This window comes from Amycolatopsis sp. TRM77291, from assembly GCF_054166285.1.
This window is the reverse complement of sequence record NZ_JBSZHF010000001.1, coordinates 3,566,656-3,591,951: the sequence shown is the minus strand read 5'-3', so window position 1 is coordinate 3,591,951 and position 25,296 is coordinate 3,566,656. Positions and strand designations below refer to the sequence as shown.

Below are 25,296 nucleotides of genomic sequence, written 5' to 3'. Positions count from 1 at the left end.
TGATGGAGGATCTCCTGTGGGAGTGAGTCGGACCGGCCGGAACCGGCGGTGGCGTGCGGGTGGAACGGGGGAACCGGTGCCGCCGGCCGGGTCAGGCCTGCTGCCTGACTCCGGTCGACGAACGAGGGCAGGTCGGTCGTCGGCGTGCTGGCAGGAGGCTCCGACACCCAGGCTACCCCCGATGTCCGGCGGGTGACCCCGATGGTGACCAGCTCGTCTGCCGCGTCTTTGCCCGTAGGGGCAGCCGGGCGTACCCGAAGGTCTGCCGTCGCGCGGCTGGCCTGCCGTCGCCGCCCCGACCATCGTGGGAGGACCGCCGTCCGAGGAGGTCCGCAGTGATCCATGAGGTCGATGAGGCGCTGCGCCGGCTGGTCCGGGGTGAGGCCCGGCGCGGCAGCGAGATCGAAGTCGCGTTCGACGCGCCGACCAAGGAGTGGGCGTCGCGGCGCAACGCTCCGACGGTGAACGTCTACCTCTACGACGTCCGTGAGGACCTGCGCCGCCGCTCGCGGGGCCTGCTCAACGAGTACGACCCGCTCGGCAAGGTCGCGGCTCGGCACCTTCCGCCCCGGCACATCAAGCTGTCCTATCTGGTCACCGCTTGGACGCAGCGCCCGGAGGACGAGCATCGCGTGCTGTCCGACCTGTTGCTCGGCCTGCTGGCCCACGATGCCGTCCCGGAGTCGGTGCTCACCGGGTCACTGGCGCGGATGGGCCTGCCGGTGCCGATGACGGTCGCGTTGCCGCCGCCCGAAGACCGGGCGTTCGCCGACGTCTGGACCGCCTTGGGCGGCGAGCTGAAACCGTCGCTGGACGTCGTCATCTCCGCTCCTGTCCACAGTGGACGGGTGTACCCGGCCGAACGGCCGCCGAAGGAAGGCCTGAGGCTCGACACCGGCGACGGCGACGTGGTCGGGCACCAGGTGGCGGAGAGCGGGGCGGTCGAAGGGCAACGCCGGGTCGCGATGGCGCGCACCCACCGGAAGTCCCGATGAGCCTGGAGTACCTGTTCGAGCGGCTGGCCCGGCTCGAACAGCGGATCCGCGACGCGGTCGAGAGCCGCCGGGCCGCCGACCCGAACCCCGACGACCCCTTCCGCGGGCTGTATCTGTCGAACGAGACGATCGACGCTCTGCTGGAGGGCCATCGTGAGCCGTTCCCGCCGTTCACGGACTCCGTGCCCGAAGGCCGCCTGTACCCGCTGGCGCAGCGCGCGGGACTCACCGGCGCCGACGTCGAACTGCTGCTGGTCGCGCTCGCGCCCGACCTCGACAGCCGGTTCGAGCAGTTCTACGGCTATCTCAACGACGACGTGACCCGTCGCCGGGCGACGGCGGGCCTGGCCTTGCGCCTGTGCGGCATCCCTGAAGCGTCGGCGGCCGGCCGGGCGCGGCTCGACGCCGACGCTCCGCTGATCACTTGTGGCCTGCTCACCCTCGAAGAGCAGGACCGTCCCTTCCTGTCACGCACGCTTCGGGTACCCGACCGGGTGGTGAACCACCTGCTGGGCGACGATCGGCTCGCCCCGGAACTCGCCGGATGCGCCCGCCTCGGCACGGAGCTCACCGACGTGTCCGGTGCGGATCGGCTCGCCCGGGCGGTCAGGGGCCAGGTCGGATTGGTCTATCTGAGGGAGCATCCCGGCGGGGGTGCGGAAGAACTCGGTGCCGCCGCGCTGACCGCAGCCGGATTCCCCGCGCTGGTGGTCGACGCGGCGCGGTGGCAGGGGGAGCTCACCGGTTCGCTCGTGCGGGAGGCGTTGCTGCGCGGTGCGGGTTTGGTGCTGGGCCCGGTCGACGATTCCCCGCATCTGGAGAAGCTCTTTCATCCGGCGGTCCCGGTGATCGTGCACGGCACCGGGGCCTGGGACCCACGGTGGAGCGCCATCCCGCCGTTGCAGCTCGACGCGTTCCCCCTGTCCGCGGCGAGCCGGGTGGGTCTTTGGCGCGGCCATCTCGACGGTGTGCTCGCGCCGGATGTCGACCCGGGAGCGGCGACCGCGCATTTCGTGCTGGGGCCGGGGCAGATCGCCCGTGCGGCGAAGGCGGCGTCGGTGACGGCGCTGGCCGATGGCGGGCCGGTGCGGACGTCCCACCTGCGCGCGGGCGCGCGGAGCCAGAACGCGGCCGGTCTGCAACGGCTCGCCCGGCGGATCGAACCCGTCGTCGGCTGGAGCGACCTCGTGTTGCCCGCGGGCGTACTGTCCCTTTTGGACGAACTGGCCGCGCGGGCGCGCTACCGGGACCAGGTGCTCGACGAGTGGCGGATGCGTCCGGGTGGCGGCCGCGGCCGGGGTGTGACGGGGCTGTTCGCCGGGGATTCGGGGACGGGCAAGACGATGTCCGCCGAGGTCATCGCCGCCTCGCTGGGGATGGATCTGTACACCGTGAACCTGGCGACCGTGGTCGACAAGTACGTCGGCGAGACGGAGAAGAACCTGGAACGGATCTTCACCGAGGCCGCCGGTGTCAACGGGGTGCTGCTGTTCGACGAGGCGGACGCGATCTTCGGTAAGCGGTCGGAGGTCCGTGACGCGCACGACCGGTACGCGAACATCGAAAGCGCGTACCTGTTGCAGCGGATGGAAACCTTCGACGGCATCGCGGTGCTGGCCACCAACCTGCGGGCGAACCTCGACGAGGCGTTCACCCGCAGGCTGGACGTGATCGTGGACTTCCCGTTGCCGGACGTCGAGTTGCGGCGTCAGCTGTGGGATCGCTGCCTCGGCGCTCGGCTGCCCCGGGCCGGCGACCTGGACCTGGGTTTCCTGGCCGAAGCGTTCGAGCTCGCCGGAGGACATATCCGCTCGGCCGCGGTCACCGGCGCGTATCTGGCCGCGGAGGCCGGCCGCCCGGTGGCGATGACGGATCTGGTCGGCGCGGTCGCGCGGGAGTACCGCAAGCTGGGCAGGCTGTGCCTGGACCGCGAGTTCGGCCCGTACCTGGCGATGGTGACCGACGGCTGACCTGCCCGTTCGGGCAGCCGATGCCGCCCCTTCGGCCGTGCGAGGCAGCCTGGTGCGCGGCGCCGCGACGGCGCAAGCTGGACAGGCGGCGTAGCGACCCGAGGGAGCGGACCATGCGCGGGCACAGTCACGACAACGACTTCGAAGCGAGCCTGCGGCCGAAAGGCGACCGGCTGGAGCGGGACGAGGGAGGCCTGCTGGGCCGCGCCGCCGCGGCCGGGCGCCCTGACGTCCTCGGCCCCGCGGGCATGCTGGATCTGCAGCGCGCGGTGGGAAACGCCGGTGCGAGCACCCTGGTCGAAGAGGAACGTTCGCCGGTGCACGACGTCGTCGGCTCCGGTGGCGGTTCGCCGCTGGACACCGAGACCCGGGCGGATATGGAAGGCCGCTTCGGGCACGACTTCGGCGACGTCCGGGTGCACACCGACGGCGCGGCGCACGACTCGGCGAAGGCCGTCAACGCGCAGGCCTACACGGTCGGTTCGAACATCGTGTTCCAGCGGGACAAGTACGACCCGGGGTCGGACGCGGGCAAGCACATGCTGGCGCACGAGCTGACGCATGTCGTTCAGCAGCGGAGCGGGCCGGTGGACGGGACCGACGCCGGCGGCGGGGTGAAGGTCTCGGATCCCTCGGATCGGTTCGAGCGCGAGGCCGTCGCGAACGCGGACCGGCTGATGTCGGCTCCAGCACCTTCACCTGCCGTCCAGCGTTGCGAGGACGACGGCGAGGCGCACGTCCAGCGCGAAGAAGCTCCTGAGGCCGAAGAAGGCGAAGAGGAGAAGATGGCGCAGACGTACGTGCAGCGCGAGGAAGAAGCCGAGGAAGAGGCATAGCTCCCGGGTCGTGAGTGGTGATGACGGTTAGAGCCAAGGGTTTCTTGGATACCTACGGTCGGGCGGTTTCGCGTGACCGAGGAAACGGCACACGTGACTGGACGGCCGGCCCAGTCTGTATCGGCGTTTCTTGCTCGCCGGAGCCTTGCTGAGTGCCGCCCTTGGCCCGGGTTGCGAAAGCCACCTTCGCAACGTTGAGGGTGGCGAAAGTGGCTTTCGCAACGTCGACCGTGGCCNAACGGCACACGTGACTGGACGGCCGGCCCAGTCTGTATCGGCGTTTCTTGCTCGCCGGAGCCTTGCTGAGTGCCGCCCTTGGCCCGGGTTGCGAAAGCCACCTTCGCAACGTTGAGGGTGGCGAAAGTGGCTTTCGCAACGTCGACCGTGGCCGGGCCCGGCACCACCCTGTGAACATGTCGCGAAAGCCACTTTCGGGACGTCTGGTGTCCCGAAAGTGGCTTTCGCGACACCACTCCCCATGACGGACAAGGGCCTGGCACCGACAGTCGCCGAAAGCTCGTGAGTGATGATGACGGTTAGAACGATCATTGCCACTCACGACTCCCGGTGTAAGACCATCAGGTGCCGTCCGGTCCCTTGAAGCCAGGCTGGATGGTCCAGATTCCCGTTCCGCTTTCCGCGGCGCCATTGGATTTGTTGCAGGTTCCGCACATGCCGTGAAGATTGTCGAGTTTGTTGAAGAACTTCGTGCGGGCATCCTGATCGGATTTGCGTCCGGTGTCGTTCCAGTGCTTGATCACGGAAGGATCCTTGTGATCGAGGTTTATCGCGGAGTTTCCTATTCCCGGGACAAGGTGTGGCGACTTGTAGTCCTTGCCGGGGCAGATGTACGAGGTGCTCATCTTGAACACCGGGTCGTGCTGCCAGCGAGCCGCTTCCCGCAGTTTCTGGCTCATCAGGCGACTGAGTTCCGACTGGCGCTTGAGTTTGGCGGGGCCGTTGAAGCTTCCGTAGAACGTGGGGCGGAACTTGCCGTCGGTGCGGAACTCGGAGCGAACCTCGCCGCCCAGTACGTAGGTGGACTCTTTGAGCATGTCCAGGTCGATCTCGTGACCGATCGCCTGCAGAGTGGAGGCGATGAGGCGCCGCTCCTGCCAGATCGCGGCCTCGGCGTTCTGGATTTCCTCCCGGGCGTTCGTGGCGAGGGCGTCCTTCAGTTTCGTCTCGTGCCCGACAACGACGCCGCGCATTTGTGACAGCTGGGTCGCCACGGCAGGCCTGTCCTTGATCATTTTGTGCTCGAGTGCTCGGTCGATCTTGTCCACCAGGGGGTCGGCGTCGCTCGCCATCATCAGGACCGGACGGCCGCCGCGGACTTCCATGTAGAGGGCGTGACTGTTGCCCTTCATGGTGACCGCGGTCTTCTTCTTGAGTTTGGCGAACAGCGCGTCTTTGAGTGACTTCGCGCCTTCGACGACCTTGGCTCCCTTGCCCTTCAGCTTCGACCAGATCTTCTTGCCCGCCTTGACGATCGTCCCGACCACCGTGTCGATCACCTTGCCGACCGGAGCCTGGACCTTTTCCAGGATCGACTTGATCTTCTCCGAGATCCCGCCCAGCCCGAGCAGGCTCGCCAGGAACCCGAGCACCATCGGCAGCGCCTTGGCCAAGGTCCGCTCGATCAGCCCCGCCACCGCGCCCGCGCCGCCCCGGGCGATCGACTCGACCGAGTCCAGCACCGACGAGACGAATTCCTTGATCTGGGCTGCCTTGTCGACGAAGAACATCACGATGTCGTAGATCGCCTTGCAGGCCTTGATGAACGCGGCAGCCGGGTTGAGCATCGAGATGATCCAGGTGATCCCCGCCTTGACGATCTTCTCGATCACGAATTCCTTGATCTGGCCGAGCACCAGTTCCTTGAGGTCGCCCAGTTTCTCGACCACCCAGCGCCAAAGTCCCGGTACGCCTTCGGTGATCAGGATCTTGACCACCTCGAAGGTCTGCTCCAGTTTGGCGAGCACGGGTTCCGGGATGAAGCGGAGGATCCGCGCGCGGACGCTCGCCCAGGTGAGCCCGAGGAGCGACATGATCATCTTCAGGATGCCCTTGGCGTCCAGCGTCTCCGGGATCTCGATACCCGCGCTCGCCAGGTTCCCGAGCAGCCAGGCCTTCAGCCCGTCCTTGAGGTGCTGGACGATGTTCGCGCCGAAGTTCATGACACCGGTCTTGACCGCGTTGACCAGGTTGCCGAGGAACTCGATCGGTTTGGCGATGATCAGGCCGACCGCGTTCGCCGCCCGCGACAGCACGCCCAGCAGCATGTCCTTCAGCTTGAGGATCGTGTCGATCGCGCCGCCGACCGCCTCCTTCGCCTTGTCCCACAGGCCTTTGTTCTCCGCCTGCAGCGCCTTGATCTCCTCGTCGACGGCGTTGCGGGCTTCGCTGTACTTCTGTGCCAGATCGTCGACCAGCGACTGCTGTTTCTCGTCGACGGAGCTCTCGAGTTCGTCGAACTGGCTCCCGAACTCCTCGGCGGCCTCGCCCGCGATCTTGCGCAGGGCGGGGGACTGCGAGTCGACCTTCTGCCGCACGCGCTCGCGGCCTTCGGCGATCAGCCGCTTCGCCTCGGTCAGCTGCTGTCCCACGAAATCCGCGATCTCGCCGATGACGCCCTGCATCTTCGACTCGTACACCTTCTTGGCTTCGAGGAAGAGGTTGTTCGCCTCGGCGGGCAGGCCGGCGAACAGGTCGTAGGTCCAGCGGGCCGCGCCGGTGACGCCGTCGTACCGTTCGTCCTTGTACTTCTTCATCCGGGCCTGGTGGTCGGCGGTGAACGCGGCCTTCGCCGCCGCTTCGCCGGTCTCGAACCGTTTGGCCACCTCATCGTCGAGGGCACCGAGGACACCCTCGACCTTCGTCTTGGTCTCGTCGAAGATCGCCTTGATCTCCGCGGTGATCCGGGCCCGGTCCTGCTCGTCCTTGGCCTTCGTGGCGGACTTCGCCGCCTGCCCGCGTTGGCCGGCGGACGACCGCGCGCCGGTCATGCCCGCCATCGCTGCCTGTCCGGACGCCTGCGCCGCGCCGGTAACGGCGGCCAGCCGGCCCGCCTCCGACTCACGAACCGCCGCAGGCGCCGCCGCCGTGTGTTGTTCGCCCTCCCGTTTCGCGGCGAGCGCACCGGTGAACTCGGGCTCGTTGGACTGTGCGAGCTGCTCGTCGGTGACTCCGGCTTCGGCCATCTTGCCGTGGGTTTCGCACTGATCGGCGCGCAGATCGGTCTGACCGGGCGGGGCCTTGTCCGGTGTGGCCTTGCGGGGGTCCGGCGGGGACAACGCGGGCGGCGGCGGGGTTTCCGGTAGCGGTTTCACCGGCTTTTCCGTGGCCCTGCCGGTGTCCGGGGCTTCCTTGGTGCGGTCGGTGACGTCCTTGGCGGAGGCGTCCTTGCCGCTGGTGACCTTGCCCATCACTTCGGACTTGATCTGGTCCGCCTTGCCGGAGGAGGCGAACTTGTCGGCTTCGTCGAGATTCTTGGGCGCCTGTTTGGCCACGGCGGCGTTGACCGCCGCGACGAAGGCGGCCTTGTCGAACCCGGCCGGTTTGGCGGCGGCCATCTTATCCGCCTGCGCGGCCTTGGCCTGGGCTTCTTTGTCGTCGGCGGGCGCGACCGCGGCGTCCTGCGCCTTCTTGACCTCCGCGGCGGCGGGCGGATGCGCTTTGGCCGCTTTCGCCTGTCCGCTGACGTCCTTCTTGAGCGACCCGAACTTCGGGTCCGACGCGGGCGTCACCCCGGTTGGCGCGACCGGGGGAGCGGGGCAGCTGCTGCGCTGCAAACCGACGAGCCGGGTCACCGCCGCGTTGCCCGCGGCGGCCTGCAGCCGCAGCAGTGCCGGCGGGGTGGCACGGCGCGCGGGCTTGACCGGCCGCGCGGGTCGCGCGGCCGGGGCCTGTACCACCTTGTCCCGGCCCGCCGGCATGCCTTCACTTTCGGCTTCGCCGGCCCGATTGCCAACAGCCGGAAGGGCGGGCCCCGCTGCCCGAACGGGCAGCTGCCTTTTCGGGCAGAGATTGGTTCCCGCTGACCTATCCGCTCGGTCGTTCCGCCGTGCGCGCCCACACCGGAGCATCGCCGATGACAGAGAGTGCGCCGACAGTGTCGAAATGGGAGGCACGCATGCCCACCTATCTCACCCCGGGTGTGTACGTCGAGGAGATCGAGGCGGGCGCCCGGCCGATCGAGGGTGTGGGCACCGCCGTCGCCGCCTTCGTCGGTTTCGCGGCGGACGGCCCCTTCAACACGCCGACCCTGGTGTCCAACTGGACCCAGTTCACCCAGACCTTCGGCGACTTCGTCGAAGGCTGCTATCTGGCCCAGTCGGTCTACGGCTATTTCCTCAACGGCGGGGCCAACTGCTACATCGTCCGCATCGGCGGCCCCCGGGGCCAGGAAAACGGTGCGGCGCCGAAGACCGCGACACGCCAGGCCGTGCTCGGCGGCTACCGATTCGTCGCGAAGGAACTCTCGGGCGGTGGCCAGCCCGGTGAACTCACCGTCGAGGTCACGGAACCGACCGGGGAGAACCCCGGCGACGACCGGTTCACCGTGCTCGTCAAGAAGGACGGCAAGGTCGTCGAGACCCACAACGTGACCACCAAACGCACCAAGGAGAACGTCGTCACGTCGGTGCGCGAGAAGTCGAGCTTCATCACCATCGAAGAGCTCGCGACCGGTGGCGCGGTGGCGAAACCGGACCGGGGCACCGCCGTGCTCACCGAGCCGCCGCAGCCGCCGCCCGTCCCGCGTCGCATCGCGGCGGACGACTACGTCGGCGACGTCGCCGATCGCACCGGTTTCGGTGGCCTGGAGGCGATCGACGAGATCACCATGGTCGCGGTGCCGGACCTGATGGCCGCCCACCAGCGCGACCTGATCGATCTCGACGGCGTCAAGGCCGTCCAGCTGGCGATGATCGCGCACTGCGAGCTGATGGGCGACCGGATGGCGATCGTCGACCCGCCGCCCGGGCTCAACCCGCAGGAGATCCGCACCTGGCGGATGGACCAGGCCGGATACGACTCGAAGTACGCGGCGTTGTACTACCCGTGGGTGCAGGTGCTCGACGCCGCCAGCGGGACCAACACGTTCGTGCCGCCGAGCGGATACATGGCGGGAGTCTGGGCGCGCACCGACGCGACCCGCGGTGTCCACAAGGCACCGGCCAACGAGGTCGTTCGCGGCGTGCTGGCGCTCGAAACCCATCTGACCAAGGCGGAACAGGAGCTGCTCAACCCGATCGGCGTGAACTGCGTGCGCTCCTTCGCGGGCAAGGGGATCCGGATCTGGGGCGCGCGCACGTTGTCGAGCGATCCGGCGTGGCGATACCTCAACGTGCGGCGGCTGTTCAACTACCTCGAGGAGTCGATCCTCAACGGCACCCAGTGGGTCGTGTTCGAGCCGAACGACGACGCGCTGTGGGCCAGGATCCGGCGCACGATCAGCGCTTTCCTGGTGATGGAGTGGCGCAAGGGCGCGTTGTTCGGCCTCACTCCCGACGAAGCCTTCTTCGTGAAGTGCGACCGGGAGACCAACCCGGCCGAGGGGATCGACCTCGGCCAGGTGATCTGCGAAGTGGGCATCGCGCCGGTGAAACCGGCGGAGTTCGTGATCTTCCGGCTGGCTCAGATGTCCGGCGGCACCAGCCTGGTCAACGAATAGTGAAAGGGCTCCGAAATGGCACTTCCCGATCTTGACAAGGCCGTCGGCTGCTCCTTCGGGCTCGAGATCGACGGCGTTCAGATCAAGCAGATCTCCGAGGTCTCCGGACTGAAGATGGAGCAGGACGTCATCGAGCTCAAGCAGAACACCGTGGACGGCAAGTACGTCATCAAGAAGCTCCCCGGCCGCCCGAAGGCGGGCGAGGTGACGCTGACCCGCGGCCTGACCGAAGACAGCAGCTTCGAGAAGTGGGTCAAGGACGCGCACTTCGGCAAGATGGGTTCCGCTCGTAAGGGCGGCGCGATCATCGTCTACGACTACGAAGGCACCCCGCTCAAACGCTACAAGCTCACCAACGCGTGGCCGAAGAGCCTGGAGATCGGTGCGCTGAAGGCGGGCGACACCAGTGTGCTCACCGAGAAGCTCGTGGTCACCTACGAGCAGATGGAAGTCGAGTGAGCCCATGCGCAGGGTGATGGCGTCGGCGCCGGCCTCCGAATCCGCCGAAGCCCCCGTCGTGCCGGAGGAGCAGGCTCGGCCGAAACTGCGGACCGAGTTCGCCTTCGAACTCCCGCGCGGGTACGTCGACGACGCGGGGAAGGTGCACCACGCCGGGGTGATGCGGCTGGCGACCGCGCGGGACGAGCTCGTCCCGCTGCGGGACGACCGGGTCCGCGAGAACTCGGCCTTCCTCACGGTGGTGCTGCTGGCGAGGGTGATCACCCGGATCGGCGACGTCACCGACGTGCACGCCGGGGTCATCGAGAACCTGTTCGCTTCGGATCTGGCGTTCCTGCAGGACATGTACCGCCGGATCAACAGCGAAGGCCATACGCGGGCGGGTGTCGCCTGCCCGGAGTGCGGCCACGAGTTCGTCGTCGACGTCGCCGGTGGCCGCCTGGGGGAATCGTGACGTACGCGGCCGGACGGCTGCACGAGGAAGTCGCGTACGTCGCCTATCACCTGCATTGGTCGCTCGACGACATCCTCGACCTCGAACACCACGACCGGTTGACCTACGTCGCCGAGATCGCCCGGATCAACACGCGGATGAGCGAGGGACGGTGACGTGGCGATGTGGAGGTGGCGCAGGAAGGAGCCGGACTCGCCCTCGCGGCCCGCGACGGCTCCGGTCGTGCTGCCGGTCACGCGTGCCGAATGGCGAAGCCTGCCGCCGATCCAGCGCGTCGTCGCCGAGCATCCGCTGATCAACCCGGTGCAGCGGTTCAGTTCCTCGTTGACGTCCTGGCGGAGCCCGGCCTACCTGGAACCGCTGGGCCATCGCGTCGGTCCGGCGGAGCCCGCGGGGGTCATCGCTGGTCTCGCGCGGGCAGCGATGCCGGCGCCGGACATGCCCGTGGTGCAGCGGTCGGCCCGCAAACGTGGCGTGCTGTCACGACTGTGGGGGATGGCGGTGCAACGCGATGCCGAGCCGGACTCACCTGTGGGCGAAAGTCCTGCGTCGGAACTGGAATCCACGACCGTGCATCCGGACGAGCCGTCGTCAGACGAGCCCGGGCCGGTTTCCGAGCCGGCGCCCGCGTTCGTGCTACCGGTCGTCGCGGCCGCGTCGCGTGAAACCGACCGGCCGGCGATGCCGTCGCCGTCCGCCGATCCGCCGGTGAGGACCGTCCAGGCCGTCCGGCAGGAAGCCCCGATGCCTCCGGCTCATTCGCGGATTCCGGCGGTCGAGCAGTCTCCTGTGGACAGTCCGGCGCCGTCCGAGCTGCCAGTGGTGGACACTGCGACATCGGACCACGGCACGGTGCATTCGGAGGCAGAACCGGCGGATACCCGGTCGTTCGAGACGGTGCCGGTCCAGCCGGTGCCGGATTCCGCGCAGCCACCCGTCATCGAACCGGCTGCCTCGAAGAAGGCTCCGGGTGAGCCGGTGCGGCCAGCGCTACCGGTCGTCCAACGGACCGAGCAGGCCGCGCCATCGCCGCGGCGGCTCGGGCTCGGCGCACCGATCGTGCCGGACGCGGGTGAGCCGCGAACGCCGGTTTCGCCGCCCGCCGGGCTGACCCCCGTCGAGCCGACCACTGCCGGGCCGACCGCTGCCGGGCTGACCGCCGTCGAGCTGACCGTCGCGGGGTCGGCCGCCACCGAACCCGAGGCGCCCGTAACGGCAGCCGAAGACAGTGCCGCGGAGCCGGACGCGCCACTGGCGGGTGCCGTCGAAACCACGGTGCTTCCCGCGTCGCCCGCCGAAGAGACCGCGCCGGTCCCCGACGACGTTCCGCGGCCGGTCGCACGGATCACGGAGGGAGCGGAACGGATCCCACCGGCGGGGCCGGTCGAGACGCCGACGCTGGGCACCTCGGCAACGGTGTCGCGGACATCCGCGGCGGAGGCGGTCCAGCGTTCGGTCGTCGAACCGGCGCTGGAGGTGCCGTCGCCGAAGCGGCAGGCCATGCGGATATCGGCGGCGGAGGCGGTCCAGCGTTCGGTCGTCGAACCGGCGCTGGAGGTGTCGTCGCCGAAGCGGCAGGCCATGCGGATATCGGCGGCGGAGGCGGTCCAGCGTTCGATCGTCGAACCGGCGCTGGAGGTGCCGTCGCCGAAGCGGCAGGCCATGCCGCCGGTTTTCAAGCCGGTGCAGCGTCTCCGCGACGAAGCCGCGCTACCGGGACCTGCCGGTGCCGGATCGCCGGGGACGCTCGAAGAAGACGCGCCGATCACGGTCTCCTCGCGATCTTCGCCGGTCACTACCTTCGACGCCCTTGAAGCCGTGGAGCCGCCCGGGGCGCCGGGCGGCTCGGTGAGTGCTTCATCCCCAACGGAGCGGATGGCGCCGCTGCCGGTGGCACGAGTCATCGAAGATACGGCCGTCGCATCACCAGTACCGGCGAGCCGGCCGACGCTCACGGGCCAGGCCGGCGGGAGCGCACAGCTGCCCGCACTGACCGTGTCCCGGACGGTCGAGGCTCGCCAAAACACGAACCCATTACCGTCGGTCCGGGTCCTGGACAGCCCGGCACCGCCGAAGACCGAACCCAGCGCGGAGCCGCAAACGACCAGCACGGTTCTTCTGACACCGACCGCTCCCCGGGAGGACGGGGGAGTGGTTCACCCGCCGATGGCGGCACTTCCGGTCTCGAGAATCGCCGACCGTCCCGACCCGGCTCCACGACCATTGTTGCCGCGCAACGGCAACCCGGTGAGCGCCGAGGGAACCGGACCGTTGCCGGTGGCGAGGATCGCCGAAGCCACGCCACCCGTGCGGGCCGGTCGACCATCCACAATGGACTCCCTGCGGACCGTGCAACGCGCCTCGCCGGGCGAGACCGCCGACCACGGCACGGGCCTTGTACTCAACGTGCCGCCCGTCGTCGTGTCGCGACAGTCCGAGGCCCCGGTCCTCCAGCGCGAGCCGGAAGCACCACCGCCGGACCCCGTCGCACCGCCGGTCACGACGTCGGCCGCGGCGGCGGTCCCGGCCGCGCAGCCGGAGACCGAGGAACTCGTCAAGAAGCTTTTCGACCCGCTGCTCCGGCGGCTGAAGACCGAACTCCGCCTCGACCGTGAGCGCCGCGGCGCGCTCACCGATCGCCCGCACTGAAGGAGAAACCGATGCCGGACGCGGAAGAAGCCGTCGCCGTCTGTTACGTCGTCAAGCTCGACGACAAGAACCTCGGCAACCTCGGCGCCTTCAGCAGTTGTGACGGGCTGGGTTGCGAGTTCGTCATGGAGCAACGGGAAGAGGGCGGCAACAACGGGATGGTCTGGCAGCTCCCGACGCGGATCAAGTACTCCAACGTCAAGCTCTCCCGTCCGGTCACCGAGGCCAGCTCGCAGATCACGAAGTGGTTCGCCGACATGGCGGGCGGCATCCAGCGCAAGACCGCGACCATCGAAGCGCGCACCCTCGAAGGCACCGTGATCGCCAGCTGGTCGCTGGAGGGTGTCGTCCCCGTGCGCTGGAGCGGGCCGCAGCTCTCGCCCGACTCGCCGAAGGTCGCCACCGAGACCCTCGAACTGGCCCACCACGGCTTTCTGAGCCCGGCGAAGAAGGGCTAGCCATGTCCTCGCCCGTCACGTTCACCTCCGCCGGGTCCCAGCCGCCCGCGGCGTACGGCTCCGGCGAACCGGCCCCGAACAACCTTCAGCGCGCGCTGCTCGAAGTCCGCAAACCCCCGCAGTCCGGCGGCACCGGGCAGCCCGGCGCCAAGCTGTTCGAGATCAAGTTCCAGTTCAACCCCAAGGAACTCTCGCTCACCAAGAACGCCAAATGGGGCCGTGACCCGCAGCGCAACGCGAAGAAGAGCGGGCCACCCGAGTTCAAGGGCTCGGACCCGTGCAAGCTCGCACTGGAGATGTTCCTCGACGCCACCGACAAGATGGACGACGCCGTCGTCAAGAAGGTCGAGCAGCTCTTCACCTGCTGCGTCGCCACCGAGGAAAGCCGGCAGCACGGCAAGGGTTCGCCGCCGTGGGTGATCTTCAAATGGGGCGGTATGACCGGGTTCCCCGCCTACGTCGCCAACGTCACCGCGAAGTACACGCTGTTCACACCGTCGGGCACGCCGGTGCGCGCGGTGTGCACGGTGAACCTGGAGGAGATCGCCGGCGAGCTGAGCGGCCAGAACCCGACCTCGGGCGCGCTGGCGGCACGCGACACGCATGTCTTCGTCGCCGGCGATTCCCTGCAGGCGGTGGCGTTCCGGGCCTATGGCGACGCGGGGAAGTGGCGCGAGATCGCCGACGCCAACGACATCGACGACCCGATGCGCATGCGGCCCGGCACCCGGTTGCTCGTGCCGGCGCTGGAGGAACTCGATGGCTAACGAGAGCTTCGCGAACAACCTCATCGTCGAGGTCGCCGGGGGACCGCTGCCCGACGACGTGAAGACGCTGCTCTCCTACGCCTATGTCGACGACAGCCGGAACTTGCCGGACATGTTCGTCCTGCGCTTCCGCGACTCCGGGCACGTGGTGCTGGACAAGGGGAAGTTCACCGTCGGGGTGCCCGTCAAGCTGAAGGTGCAGACCTCCGATCCCGAAGGGCCGCAGGAGCTGCTCTCCGGCGAGGTCACCGCGGTCGCGATCGACCTCGACCGGATCGGCACCTTCACCGAGGTACGCGGCTACGACCACGCGCACCGGCTGTTCCGCGGCCGACGGGTCGCGGTCTACCCGGGGATGAGCCTCGCCGACGTCGTCAGGAAGGTGACCCAGCGGGCCGGGCTGAAGGTCGGCAAGGTCGACTCGGTCCGCGGGGTCGGCGGCCGCCCGCATACGCAGTTCAGCCAGGACAACGTGAGCGACTGGGAGTTCCTGTCCCGGCTGGCCGAATCGGTCGGCGCCCAGATCGCGGTGCGCGGCGGCGCGCTGGACTTCAGCCTCGCCGAGAAGCCTTCGGCCGCGCCCGCTGTCACCGCGAAGGCCAACACCGACCCGCTGGTGCTGGAAGCACATCGGACGCTGGTCAGCCTGCGCGCCAGCGTCACCGCGGCCGAGCAGGTGCCCGAGGTCGAGGCCCGCGGCTGGGACATCGAGCGGAAGCAGCCCCTGGTGGCCGTCGAAAAGCCGACGAACGCGGGAACCGAGGTCGAGGGCGTCGACCCGGTCGCGCTCGCGAACAAGTTCGCCAGCCCCAAATACGTCTCGGCGGACACGCCGCGGCGGACCCAGGCCGAAGCCAAAGCGGCGGCGGTCGCGCTGTCCGAGCGGCTCGGCGGCGCCTGCACCGAACTCGACGGGGTGGCCAAGGGCAATCCGAAGCTCCGGGCGGGCGCGGCGGTGACGCTGACCGGCGTCGGCAAACCGTTCGCCGGCAAGTACACGCTCACCAGCACCCGGCACCTGTTCAACGCGGAAGTCGGCTACACCACCGAGTTCACCGTCTCCGGCAGGCAGGAACGCTCGCTCTACGGGCTGGTCGCCGGCGGCCAGGGGACGTCGGCGTGGCCCGGAGTGGTGCCGGCGGTGGTCAGCGACGCGAGGGATCCTGCCGGGCTCGGCCGGGTCAAGCTGACCTTTCCCTGGCTGGATCGGAACTTCACCAGCAACTGGGCGCGCACGGTGCAGCCCGGTGCCGGGAACGGGCGGGGCGCGATGGTCCTGTCCGAGGTCGGCGACGAAGTGCTCGTCGGCTTCGAGCAAGGCGACTTCGAGGCGCCGTATGTCCTCGGTGGATTGTATAACGGCGTAGACGCGGTCCCGAAGTTCGCCGCGTCGCCGATCGACGGCAACAGCGGCGAGATCGCCGTCCGGGGCTTCGTTTCGCGCAAGGGGCACAAGCTCGAATTCGCCGAACAGGACGGCATCGTCGTCGCCTCCGGGGACGGGAAGCTGGTGGTCAAACTCGACCAGAAGAACCAGATGATCGAGGTCACCAGCGGTAAGGGCATCACGGTGAAGGCGCGGAACGGGGTGAGCATCGACGCGGGCAGCGGTCCGCTGGAGCTCAAGGGGCAGAAGGTCTCCGTGAAGTCGATGACCGAGGCGACCGTCGAGGCGGGTAGTGGCCTGAAGCTGTCGGGCACGGCGGGCGTGCAGGTCGAAGGCGCGACGGTATCGGTGAAGGGACAGGGCCAGGCGGAGCTGACCGCGAGCGGCATGGTGACCGTGCGCGGCAGCGTGGTCAAGATCAACTGAGGGGGCGGAGCCGGGATGTCTGCGACAGACGCTCGCGGCGTGTCGCGAAAGCCACTTTCGCGACACCTGACGTCCCGAAAGTGGCTTTCGCGAGCCACTTTCGCGACACCTGACGTCCCGAAAGTGGCTTTCGCGACACGCCGGCGACTCCGCGCACCAGGCAGACCGGCAACCAAGACCCGCCGGGTCTTGAGCAACCGAGGGGAGTGGGCATGCCACCAGCAGCGAGGGTCGGCGACCCGACCGGGCATCCGGGCGTCATCGCCGGACCTGGGGTGCCGACCGTGCTCATCGGCGGGATGCCCGCCGCCACCGTCGGAACGGTGCACACCTGCTCGTTCCCGCCGCCCGCGGTGCATCCGCCGACGCCGATCGCGCCACCGGGCTGCCCGACGGTGCTGATCGGCGGCCTGCCCGCGGCGCGGATGGGGGACCTGGCCGCCTGCGGCGCGCCGATCGTCCTGGGCTGCCCGACCGTCCTGATCGGAGGCTGACGTGGATTTCCTCGGCAGGGGACTGGCGTTCCCGGTGCGCACCGACGCGACGGGTTCGATCGCCTTGGTCGGCGGTGAACGCGAGGTCGTCGAGAGTATCCGGCTGATACTGGCCACCGCCCCCGGTGAACGTCCGATGCGGCCGGAGTTCGGCTGCGCGGTGCACGATCTCGTGTTCGCGCCCGCCGATTCGGCCACCGCCGGGCAGATCGCCTACGAGGTCCGCACCGCGCTGGAACGATGGGAGCCGCGGATCACGCTCACCGACGTCGTGGTCGGGTTCTCCGAGGCCGAACGCGGCACGCTGCTGATCGACATCAAGTACCGGCTGCGCGGGACCAACGACCCGCGCAACCTGGTCTTCCCGTTCTACGTCATCCCGCCGCACGAGTCCGTTCAGGACGGTGTGTGATGTCGCTGCCCCTGCCCAACCTCGACGACCGGCGGTTCCAGGACCTGGTCGACGAAGCCAAGTACCTCGTCCAGCGCAACTGTCCGGAATGGACGGACCACAACGTCTCCGATCCCGGCGTGACACTGATCGAGACGTTCGCGCAGATGGTCGACCAGCTGCTCTACCGGCTCAACCGCGTGCCGGACCTGCACTATCTTCGGTTCCTCGACCTCATCGGCGTGCGGCTGTTCCCACCGGCCGCCGCGCGCGCCGACGTGACGTTCTGGCTCTCGGCGGCGCGCGACGTCCCCGTGGTCGTCCCCGCGGGAAACCAGGTCGCGAGTGTGCGCGACGAGGTCGAGGACCCGGTCGTGTTCACCGTGGAGCGGACGCTGACGATCGTGCCGTGTTCACTCGCGGGCCTGGCGACCGGCGGTTCCGCCACCGGTGCGCCACCGGTCGACCGCACCGACGAGCTGCTGGTCGGCGGCGAACCCGCGTGTTTCGCCGAAAATCCCGCGCCCGGTGATTCCGTCTACTTCGGACTGTCGGACGCCGTGCCCGGCTGCGCGGTGCTGCTGCGGATGGACTGCGAGGTCGAGGGACAGGGCGTCGACCCGCACGACCCGCCGTGGGTGTGGGAGGCATGGGACGGGCACGGCTGGGTGGCCGGTGAGATCGACCGGGACAGCACCGGCGCGTTCAACCGGCCGGGTGACGTCGTCCTGCACGTACCGCCGGGGCACGCGGTGTCGGTGCTCGCCGGCAGGCACGCGGGCTGGGTCCGGTGCCGGTTGACGGAACCGAAGCAGTATCAGCCGTTCTTCCAGCGGCCGCCGCGGCTGCGTTCGGTCGAGGCGTCGACCATCGGCGGCACGGTCGGCGCGGTACACGCCGAGGTCGTGCGCGGCGAGGTCGTCGGTACCTCGGACGGCCTGCCCGGACAGCGGTTCCCGCTCGGCAGGCGTCCGGTGGTCGCCGGCGGGGACGAGCTGATCGTGGAGGTGTCCGGTCCCGACGGCTGGCAGGAGTGGACCGAGGTGTCCTCGTTCGCCGAGTCGGGTCCGGACGACCGGCACGTCCAGCTCGACCGGGTGAACGGTGAGATCGCGTTCGGCCCGGCCGTGCGCCAGCCCGAGGGCGGCCTGAGGTACTACGGTGCCGTTCCGGCCAAGGCCGCCGCGATCCGGGTGCCCGCGTACCGGGCCGGTGGCGGCCGGCGTGGGAACGTCGCCCGCGAAGTGCTTGAAGTGCAACGGGATCCGATCCCGTTCGTCAGCACCGTGGTGAACCGCCGCCCGGCGACCGGTGGGGTGGACGGCGAGTCGGTACGGGACGCGGCGGTCCGCGGTCCGCTGCTGCTGCGCACCCGCGACCGCGCGGTCACCGCCGAGGATTACGAACAGCTCGCGCGCGAAGCGGCGCCCGAGGCGGCGAGGGTGCGCTGTGTGCCCGCGCACGGCGCAGACGGTCGCGAGACCGGTGCGGTCCGAGTCCTCGTGGTGCCAGCGGTTCCCGACACCGGCGAGCTGAACTTCGCGACGCTGATGCTCGAATCCGGGATGCGGACACGGATCGAGCGGTATCTGGACGAACGCCGCTGCGTCGGCGCGCTCGTGTCCGTGGAAGCGCCGTTCTACCACGGGGTCACGGTCGTCGCCCGGTTGAAGGCGCGCCGCCGGACCAGCCCCGGCGCCCTCGGCCCGCGGGCGACGCAGGCGCTCTACGACTACTTCAACCCGCTCACCGGCGGCCCGGACGGCGAGGGCTGGCCGTTCGGGCGGCCGGTGCGGTCCGGCGAGGTCTTCGCGGTGCTGCAACGGCTTCCCGGGGTCGAGATGGTCGAGGACGTCCGCCTGTTCGCGGCCAATCCGATCACGCGGGAACGCGGTGAGCAGGTCGACCGGCTCGACCTGCCGCCGCACGCGCTCGCGTTCTCGTTCGGGCATCAGGTCCGGGTCCGGGAGAGTGACGGATGAGAGCGGCCGTGCCCGGGCTGCCGAGCCCGTATCCGATCGGTGAGCAACTGCCCTCGGTCTACGCCGAGGACCGGTTCGTCCAGGGCTTCACCGGTGCGCTCGACGAAGTGCTCGCACCGGTCTTCGCCACGTTGGACAACTTCCCGGGTTACCTCGACCCGGAACTGGCGCCGGAGGACTTCGTCGGCTGGCTGGCGCATTGGGTGGCGCTGCGCGTCGACGAGGGCTGGAGCCCGGCCCGGCTGCGCGAACTCGTGCTCCGCTCGGTCGAGCTGCATCGGTGGCGCGGAACGCAGCGCGGGCTCGCCGAGCACGTGCGGCTGCTGACCGGCGGCGCGGTCGAGGTGACCGACAGCGGCGGTGTCGTGGCGTCGCCGGAGCCCGGGGCGCCGCTCCCGGACCCGGGACCGCCGTGGGTCCACGTGCGGGTCCGGGTGGCCGAGCGGGAGCGGATCGACGAACGACGGCTGACGGCGACGGTCGTCGACTCGGTGCCCGCACACGTGCGCGTCACGGTGGAAGTGGTGGAGGGGTAGCGATGGTCATTTACCGGGAGTGCGGGCATCAGGGCCCCGCCGACGTCGAGTTCTGCGGCGAATGCGGGCGGTACTTGAAATGGGACGATGAGGAACCCGTCGCGGCGCGGCGACCGGCCGCCCAGCCACACGTCGTCCAGCCCGGCGAGCAGCTCGCCCCGGTCCGGCAGCCGCAGCAGCGGACGGCCGAAGAGCAGGTGCTCAACCCGGGCGACCTGATCTGCGGCAGATGCGGCAAGGGCAACGTGCCCACGCGCAACTTCTGCGGCCGGTGCGGCGCTTCTCTCGCCGAGTCGGAGGTCGTGAAGACCTCGTGGTGGCGACGGTTGTTCGGCCGCCGCGCCAAGGAACACAAGGCGGGGGAGCGGCCGGGTAAGGACGGTGTCCGCCGTCGCGCCGGCCGCGCCGGTGCCGCGCGACGCCGCGTCGGCAAGGCCGTCCGCCGGGTGATCGTGGTGATGTTGCTGCTCGCGGCGCTGATTTACGCGCTGTACCAGCCGTTCCGGGGCGCGATCAACACCGCCGCCGTCGGCCTGTGGAATCAGACGACGGGGATCTTCGAAACGAAGCTGAACCCGGTACGCCCGAGCAAGGTGACCGCGACCGCGCAGGCGCCAGGGCATCCGGGAAACCTGGCGGGCGACAACGCCACGAACACCTTCTGGGCGGCGCCCGCCCAGAGCGAACCCGTACTGGTGTTCACCTTCGACCGTCCGGTCGATCTGCGGAAGGCGATCGTGCATTCCGGCAACGGCGCGAACTTCCAGGCCGCGCACCGGCCGAAGACCCTGCATCTCGTGTTCTCCACCGGCAAGACCTACGACATGGTGCTGGCCGACACGCCGGACGCCCAGGAGGTCCCGATCGAGAACAGCGCGGGCGCGACCGGCGTCGAGCTGCACGTGGTCGGGCTGCATCGCTCGCTGGACGGCATGGACGTCGCGATCTCCGAGATCGAGCTGTTCGAGGCGGGTTGACCGTCCACACCAGACCGCGCTTTGCGTGGGGGCGTGGGTGGGAATGGCTGTTGTAGTGAGGGGTAAGGCGAATGTTTCTGGTGGGGTGGGCAGTCGGCTCGTGGCTCCGTCGGCGTGCGTGTCGCGAAAGCCACTTTCGGGACACCACACGTCTCGAAAGTGGCTTTCGCNTCACGTGAAGCTCCCGATTCGTTCCCCGAGGGGTGAGGCGAACGTGCCTGACGGGCAGGCAGTCCGGTCGTGGTCTCGTCGGCGCTCATGTCGCGGAAGCCACTTTCGGGACACCACACGTCTCGAAAGTGGCTTTCGCGACACGCGTCCAAGCCATGTGGGCAGGCCGCTGAGGCCGTCGACGTTGCGAAAGTGGCTTTCGCAACACGTCACCTCGCCCTTTCACAGGCCGCCCGAGGCCCTCGAAACCTAGGAAGGACTGGATGACCATGCGCCCGAACCGAGCGGCGGCGGCGATCGCGTTGGTCGCGGTGCTGGGCGGAGCGGCGATCACCGGGGTGTTCGCGCCGACCGCGGCGCAGCAGCCCGCGCCGCCCGCCGCGCCCTACCGCGTCGGCTACGTCAGCGCCGCGACCACAGGCCTGGTCCAGGCGACCGGCGAGGGCGTGGTGGAGGCGCTGCCCGCGGGTGCCGCGAGCGTCGATTCCGACGCGTCCGCGGGCAACGGCGGCCTGGTGTGGGTGAGCAGACGGGCCGTCCGCGACGGTGCCGAGCGCGACGGCGAGATCTGGTACCTGCGGGACGGCACCCGGGTTCCGGCGCGCCTGACCGACGACGCGACCGCCGACACGCGTCCGGCGTTGTCGCCCGACGGTTCGTCGGTCGCGTTCGTCTCGGAACGCACGGGCAGCAAGGACATCTTCGTCATCGGCGTCGACGGCCGCGGTCTGCGCCAGGTGACCTCCGGGCCGGCGGTGGAGGATTCGCCGAGCTGGTCGCCCGACGGCGGCCGTCTCGTGTTCAGCGGTACCGGCGAGGACCCGGCCGGTGACCTCTACATCGTGCCGGCGGGCGGCGGCCAGCCGACGCGCCTGACCAACGACCCCGGCGCGGACACCCAGCCCGCCTGGGCCCCCACCGGTTCGCGGATCGCGTTCACCACCACCAGATTCGACCCGGCAGGGGACGTCGTGGTCATGGCCGACACCGGCGGCGCGGTCACCAGGGCGGTCCCGGAGCCCGGCGATTCGTCCGAGCCCGCGTGGTCGCCGGACGGTGCGCGGCTGGCCTTCACCACGCGTCAACCGGATCCGCTCGGCGACGTCAGACAGGTCGTGGGCGGTCAGGTCTCGGTGATCTCCGCGCAGCCCGGGACCGGCGAGACCGAACCGACGTTCCGCACCGGTGGCCAGCCGGTGTTCACCCAGCTCCGCGGCGGGGACACCACCGACATCTGGAGCGCGGACGCGCGCGGCGGCGATCGCCGCGACCTCACGAACCGGCCGGACGCCGACGAAGCCGACCCCGCCTTCTCACCGGACGGGGCTTCGCTGGCCTACACGGAATTCGGCACTGGTGAGTTCCGAAGCAGTCAGATCGTCGTGGCGAACGCCGACGGCGGCGCGCCGAGGCCGTTGACCGGGGCCGAGGACGGTAAGCGCGAGCGCCACCCGGCATGGTCGCCGGACGCCACGAAGATCGCGTTCACCCGGACCGTGCCGGTCGGGGATGGTTCCGACAGTTTCGTGCGGATCGTGCGCGCCGCGGACGGCCGTCTTCTCGCCGACATCCCGATCCCGGCGCATCTGCGCGGTGACGACTCGCAGCCGGTGTGGTCGGCGGACGGAACGAAGATCACGTTCACCCGGGCCGCCACCCGGATCGGACCACCGGGACCGTCCAGAGTGGACCCCGCGATGGTGGACGTCCCGGTCGGGCGCGGCGGTTCCACTCGGATCGGCAAGACGGTGCGGACCGACCGGATCCGGTCGCTGCCGGACGTCGTCCTGTTGATGGACCAGACCGGTTCCATGGGCGGGGTGATCGAGGAGGTCAAGACGAACCTCGGCAAGGTCGTCGACAGCGTGCGGGACCGGGAGAAGGACGCATGGTTCGCGGTCGCGGCGTTCGGGGACGTGGGCGACCCCGCCCCGCGGCCGTTCGTCGTGCAGCAGCCGCTGACCCCGGCGGGCACCGACGCCGAGCGGAAGCTCCTGTCCGACGCGTTCGCCCGGATCAAGGCGGCGGGTGGCGGAGACACCGCCGAGGACTGGCTGCTCGCCCTGCAGAAGGTCGCGACCGGAGCCATCACCTTCCGTCCGGGCAGCAGCCGGGTCGTCGTGCTGGTCGGGGACGCGGCGAGCCACGAGACCCCACCGAGGGCGGAGGTGATCGCCGCACTGAACGCGGCGAAGATCAGCGTGGTGGCCGTGCCCGCGGTCACCGGCGGGCCGAGCGAGGATCCCGACCGCGGCCTCGACGCGCGGGGACAGGCGACCGCGATCACCAAGGCGACCGAGGGTGTCCTCACACCCGGCACCGACCCCGGCCAGATCTCGGAGGCGATCATCGCGGGTATCGGCGACCTCCCGGTCAGCGTCCAGCCGGTGAGCTTCTGCGATCCCGGCCTCACGATGACGTTCGATCCCGCGGTGCCGCAACGTGTCCCGGGCGGCACGGACGCGCGGTTCACCGAAACGGTGACGGTGTCCCCGACGGCGGCGCCGGGTTCCTTCCTGCGCTGCCGCGTGGAGTTCCGGTTGAACGGGGAAACCACCGTGCGGCCGGGCTACACCGAGAACGTCACCGTGCGCGTCAAGGATCCCGCGCTGCCACTGATCACGCTGCACGACCGGACGGTGACCGGGGCCGGCCCCACGGTGATCGAGTATCCCGTGAGCGCGGTGGATGTGGACGGGAGCCAGCTCAGTCCGAGGTGTACTCCCTTGTCCGGCAGCCTTTTCCCGGTCGGTGCCACCACGGTGACGTGCCGGGCGACCGGGAGGAACGGCACGGCGGTCGAGACCGCGGTCATGGCCGTCGTCCCGCCGGGAGAGGACCGGCGGAAGCTGGTGTGGCAGGTCGCCCTGACCCAGCCTTCGCCCGACATTGTCGTGCCGGGAGACCAGCGTGATCTTTCGTCGCAGTTCGGGCCGGGTTGCGGCGCGGGCGCGGAAGGCGCGGCGGACGTCTCGCCGGACGGGGCCACATTGGCGTTCCAGAGCGGCAACACGCTGGTCTGTGTCGCTCCCGCGGACGGCGGGCCGGGCCGGGTCCTGGTGCAGCGCACGGGATACGTCGACGATCCGGCCTGGTCGCCGGACGGCGGGCTCGTCGCCTACACGAACTTCCCGGGCGAGTCCCCGCCACGGGTCGCGGTCGTGCCGTTCACCGGCGGCGAAAGCCGGGTCCTCATCGACGGCCCCGGCGGAGCCGAACAGCCCGCGTTCCAGCGGATTCCCGACCTCACCGTGAGCGCGAGCGCCGTACCCGCCGCGATCCCGTTCGAGGGGCTCGCCACGTTCGAGTTCGTGGTCACCAATCGCGGGGCCACCGCGTCACCCGTGGTGGGTCTGTTCGTCCGGCTGACCGCCGGGCTGCGGCCGTCCGCGGTCCTTCCCACCAAGGGCACCTGCACCCCCGAACCGGTGTGCGCGTTCGGCACGCTGGTGCCGGGCGAGGAAGTACGGGTGCGGTTCGGCGCGGCGGGCCTGACGGCGGGAACGCAGGCGGCGACCGGCACGATCACCGCCACCGGCCAGGACGCCGACCCGCGGGACAACTCCGTGACGGCGGTCGTGACGGTCGGCGGGAAACCGGCGCCGCCGGTGACTCCCGGCTCCTTGTCGGTCGGGATGTCGGTCTCGGCGGTCCCGCTGTTCACCGGCGGCGACGACGTGGTGCTGACGTACCTGGTGCACAACGGTTCCCAGGCTCCGATGCCGGCTGTCCGGCTCGTGACCCAGCTGCCACCGCGGCTCCCGGCGACCTCGGGGGCGCCCGGATGTGTGCCGGGCGGCGGAAGTTGCGCGCTCGGGACACTGGCGCCCGGTCAGACCGTGACGGTCCGGATCTCCTTGGCCGCCAAGGCCGCTTTCGAGGGCCAGGTGTCCGGGACGGTGAGCACCACCGGGCCGGACAACAACGCCGCGGACAACACGGCGAACGCGCGAGTGGTGGTCCGGCAGCCGGTGGTCGAACTGGATCCGAAGGTCGGCACGCTCGGCTTCGTCCCACGGGTGCGGGGAACGGACTTCCCGCCGGGCGCGATGGTCCGGCTGGCCTGGTCGGCGGGAATTTCCGCGCCGGGGCTGGTCACGGTCGGCGCGGACGGACGGTTCGAGGCGCGCTTCTTGATCTTCCACCACGACCTGATCGGCCCGCGCACCGTGAACGTGACCTCGGTGGCCGGCCCGAAATTCGGGCAGGCGCGATCGGAGCCGATCCTGGTGGTGCTCCGCACACTGCAACCGCCGTTCATCACCCGGGGCTGAGTGTCCGTCGGTGGATTCGGGTCGGGAAGTCACGGTTTCCCGCCGCCGGGCTGCAGGCTCCTTTCGTCGCATCAGACGCGGCGATGGGAGCCTTCAGCCCACCACCGGCCCTGCCCGCGAACACGGCACGGTTGATCTTCTCCTGACCCGTCCTGACATGTCGCGAAAGCCACTTTCGAGACGTCTGACGTCCTGAAAGTGGCNCGTCGCATCAGACGCGGCGATGGGAGCCTTCAGCCCACCACCGGCCCTGCCCGCGAACACGGCACGGTTGATCTTCTCCTGACCCGTCCTGACATGTCGCGAAAGCCACTTTCGAGACGTCTGACGTCCTGAAAGTGGCTTTCGCGACATGTCAGCCACTCCGTACACCGGCCAGACCGGCAACGGAGA

General features: G+C 69.7%; 18 protein-coding genes. 17 read left to right on the top strand and 1 reads right to left on the bottom strand.

Features of this window, described 5'->3' with window-relative positions; genetic code table 11:
• The first annotated feature begins 335 nt into the window (after positions 1 to 335).
• The 3 genes from ACXIZN_RS16665 (at position 336) to ACXIZN_RS16655 (ending at position 3,801) form a co-directional block, all read left to right on the top strand.
• Positions 336 to 995 (top strand): DUF4255 domain-containing protein, encoded by a 660-nt coding sequence (locus ACXIZN_RS16665; RefSeq protein ID WP_457955516.1) that lies wholly within the window; start codon positions 336 to 338, stop codon positions 993 to 995.
• Positions 992 to 2,965 carry an ATP-binding protein gene (locus ACXIZN_RS16660; protein WP_457955515.1) on the top strand — a complete coding sequence of 658 codons (1,974 nt, stop codon included), beginning with the start codon at positions 992 to 994 and terminating at the stop codon, positions 2,963 to 2,965. Before ACXIZN_RS16665 ends, ACXIZN_RS16660 begins: the two co-directional genes overlap by 4 nt.
• A gap of 113 nt (positions 2,966 to 3,078) precedes the next feature.
• Positions 3,079 to 3,801: an eCIS core domain-containing protein gene (locus tag ACXIZN_RS16655; RefSeq protein ID WP_457955514.1), complete on the top strand. Its 723-nt coding sequence runs from the start codon at positions 3,079 to 3,081 to the stop codon at positions 3,799 to 3,801.
• A gap of 578 nt (positions 3,802 to 4,379) precedes the next feature.
• Here ACXIZN_RS16655 and ACXIZN_RS16650 read toward each other — a convergent pair.
• The gene (locus ACXIZN_RS16650) at positions 4,380 to 7,934 is read right to left on the bottom strand and encodes a phage tail protein (RefSeq protein ID WP_457955512.1); all 3,555 of its coding nucleotides are present in this window, start codon (positions 7,932 to 7,934) and stop codon (positions 4,380 to 4,382) included.
• A gap of 2 nt (positions 7,935 to 7,936) precedes the next feature.
• Between ACXIZN_RS16650 and ACXIZN_RS16645 the strand changes: the two genes are divergently transcribed.
• The 14 genes from ACXIZN_RS16645 (at position 7,937) to ACXIZN_RS16580 (ending at position 24,903) form a co-directional block, all read left to right on the top strand.
• A complete protein-coding gene (locus ACXIZN_RS16645) occupies positions 7,937 to 9,478 on the top strand; it encodes a phage tail sheath family protein (RefSeq protein ID WP_457955510.1) in 1,542 nt (513 codons plus the stop codon).
• Between the two features lie 15 nt (positions 9,479 to 9,493).
• Positions 9,494 to 9,937 (top strand): phage tail protein, encoded by a 444-nt coding sequence (locus ACXIZN_RS16640; protein ID WP_191250584.1) that lies wholly within the window; start codon positions 9,494 to 9,496, stop codon positions 9,935 to 9,937.
• A gap of 4 nt (positions 9,938 to 9,941) precedes the next feature.
• Positions 9,942 to 10,391 carry a hypothetical protein gene (locus tag ACXIZN_RS16635; RefSeq protein WP_457955508.1) on the top strand — a complete coding sequence of 150 codons (450 nt, stop codon included), beginning with the start codon at positions 9,942 to 9,944 and terminating at the stop codon, positions 10,389 to 10,391.
• A complete protein-coding gene (locus ACXIZN_RS16630) occupies positions 10,388 to 10,546 on the top strand; it encodes a DUF6760 family protein (RefSeq protein ID WP_016333592.1) in 159 nt (52 codons plus the stop codon). Before ACXIZN_RS16635 ends, ACXIZN_RS16630 begins: the two co-directional genes overlap by 4 nt.
• Before the next feature lie 7 nt (positions 10,547 to 10,553).
• Entirely contained in the window at positions 10,554 to 13,040 is a 2,487-nt protein-coding gene (locus ACXIZN_RS16625) for a hypothetical protein (RefSeq protein WP_457960532.1), read from the top strand.
• An 11-nt stretch (positions 13,041 to 13,051) separates the two neighbouring features.
• The gene (locus tag ACXIZN_RS16620; protein ID WP_126730957.1) at positions 13,052 to 13,498 is read left to right on the top strand and encodes a phage tail protein; all 447 of its coding nucleotides are present in this window, start codon (positions 13,052 to 13,054) and stop codon (positions 13,496 to 13,498) included.
• 2 nt (positions 13,499 to 13,500) lie between these two features.
• Positions 13,501 to 14,265 (top strand): CIS tube protein, encoded by a 765-nt coding sequence (locus ACXIZN_RS16615; RefSeq protein WP_126730959.1) that lies wholly within the window; start codon positions 13,501 to 13,503, stop codon positions 14,263 to 14,265.
• On the top strand, positions 14,258 to 16,078 hold the full coding sequence (locus ACXIZN_RS16610) for a VgrG-related protein (RefSeq protein WP_457955505.1): 1,821 nt from the start codon (positions 14,258 to 14,260) through the stop codon (positions 16,076 to 16,078). The genes ACXIZN_RS16615 and ACXIZN_RS16610 overlap by 8 nt, the downstream gene beginning before the upstream one ends.
• A 212-nt stretch (positions 16,079 to 16,290) precedes the next feature.
• On the top strand, positions 16,291 to 16,572 hold the full coding sequence (locus ACXIZN_RS16605) for a PAAR domain-containing protein (RefSeq protein WP_126730963.1): 282 nt from the start codon (positions 16,291 to 16,293) through the stop codon (positions 16,570 to 16,572).
• Position 16,573: 1 nt separating this feature from the next.
• The gene (locus ACXIZN_RS16600) at positions 16,574 to 16,984 is read left to right on the top strand and encodes a GPW/gp25 family protein (protein WP_126730964.1); all 411 of its coding nucleotides are present in this window, start codon (positions 16,574 to 16,576) and stop codon (positions 16,982 to 16,984) included.
• Positions 16,984 to 18,945, top strand: a complete 1,962-nt coding sequence (locus tag ACXIZN_RS16595) for a putative baseplate assembly protein (protein ID WP_457955503.1) — start codon at positions 16,984 to 16,986, stop codon at positions 18,943 to 18,945. Before ACXIZN_RS16600 ends, ACXIZN_RS16595 begins: the two co-directional genes overlap by 1 nt.
• The gene (locus ACXIZN_RS16590) at positions 18,942 to 19,481 is read left to right on the top strand and encodes a phage tail protein (RefSeq protein WP_457955502.1); all 540 of its coding nucleotides are present in this window, start codon (positions 18,942 to 18,944) and stop codon (positions 19,479 to 19,481) included. Before ACXIZN_RS16595 ends, ACXIZN_RS16590 begins: the two co-directional genes overlap by 4 nt.
• Before the next feature lie 2 nt (positions 19,482 to 19,483).
• Positions 19,484 to 20,458 (top strand): NADase-type glycan-binding domain-containing protein, encoded by a 975-nt coding sequence (locus ACXIZN_RS16585; RefSeq protein WP_457955501.1) that lies wholly within the window; start codon positions 19,484 to 19,486, stop codon positions 20,456 to 20,458.
• 434 nt (positions 20,459 to 20,892) lie between these two features.
• Positions 20,893 to 24,903, top strand: a complete 4,011-nt coding sequence (locus ACXIZN_RS16580) for a DPP IV N-terminal domain-containing protein (RefSeq protein WP_457955500.1) — start codon at positions 20,893 to 20,895, stop codon at positions 24,901 to 24,903.
• The last annotated feature ends 393 nt before the right edge of the window (positions 24,904 to 25,296 follow it).

Coding starts and splice junctions, on each gene's coding strand:
- ACXIZN_RS16660 (WP_457955515.1), top strand. CDS start 992: ATGAGCCTGGAGTACCTGTTCGAGCGGCTGGCCCGGCTCGAACAGCGG.
- ACXIZN_RS16655 (WP_457955514.1), top strand. CDS start 3,079: ATGCGCGGGCACAGTCACGACAACGACTTCGAAGCGAGCCTGCGGCCG.
- ACXIZN_RS16645 (WP_457955510.1), top strand. CDS start 7,937: ATGCCCACCTATCTCACCCCGGGTGTGTACGTCGAGGAGATCGAGGCG.
- ACXIZN_RS16640 (WP_191250584.1), top strand. CDS start 9,494: ATGGCACTTCCCGATCTTGACAAGGCCGTCGGCTGCTCCTTCGGGCTC.
- ACXIZN_RS16635 (WP_457955508.1), top strand. CDS start 9,942: ATGCGCAGGGTGATGGCGTCGGCGCCGGCCTCCGAATCCGCCGAAGCC.
- ACXIZN_RS16625 (WP_457960532.1), top strand. CDS start 10,554: ATGTGGAGGTGGCGCAGGAAGGAGCCGGACTCGCCCTCGCGGCCCGCG.
- ACXIZN_RS16620 (WP_126730957.1), top strand. CDS start 13,052: ATGCCGGACGCGGAAGAAGCCGTCGCCGTCTGTTACGTCGTCAAGCTC.
- ACXIZN_RS16615 (WP_126730959.1), top strand. CDS start 13,501: ATGTCCTCGCCCGTCACGTTCACCTCCGCCGGGTCCCAGCCGCCCGCG.
- ACXIZN_RS16610 (WP_457955505.1), top strand. CDS start 14,258: ATGGCTAACGAGAGCTTCGCGAACAACCTCATCGTCGAGGTCGCCGGG.
- ACXIZN_RS16605 (WP_126730963.1), top strand. CDS start 16,291: ATGCCACCAGCAGCGAGGGTCGGCGACCCGACCGGGCATCCGGGCGTC.
- ACXIZN_RS16595 (WP_457955503.1), top strand. CDS start 16,984: ATGTCGCTGCCCCTGCCCAACCTCGACGACCGGCGGTTCCAGGACCTG.
- ACXIZN_RS16590 (WP_457955502.1), top strand. CDS start 18,942: ATGAGAGCGGCCGTGCCCGGGCTGCCGAGCCCGTATCCGATCGGTGAG.
- ACXIZN_RS16585 (WP_457955501.1), top strand. CDS start 19,484: ATGGTCATTTACCGGGAGTGCGGGCATCAGGGCCCCGCCGACGTCGAG.
- ACXIZN_RS16580 (WP_457955500.1), top strand. CDS start 20,893: ATGACCATGCGCCCGAACCGAGCGGCGGCGGCGATCGCGTTGGTCGCG.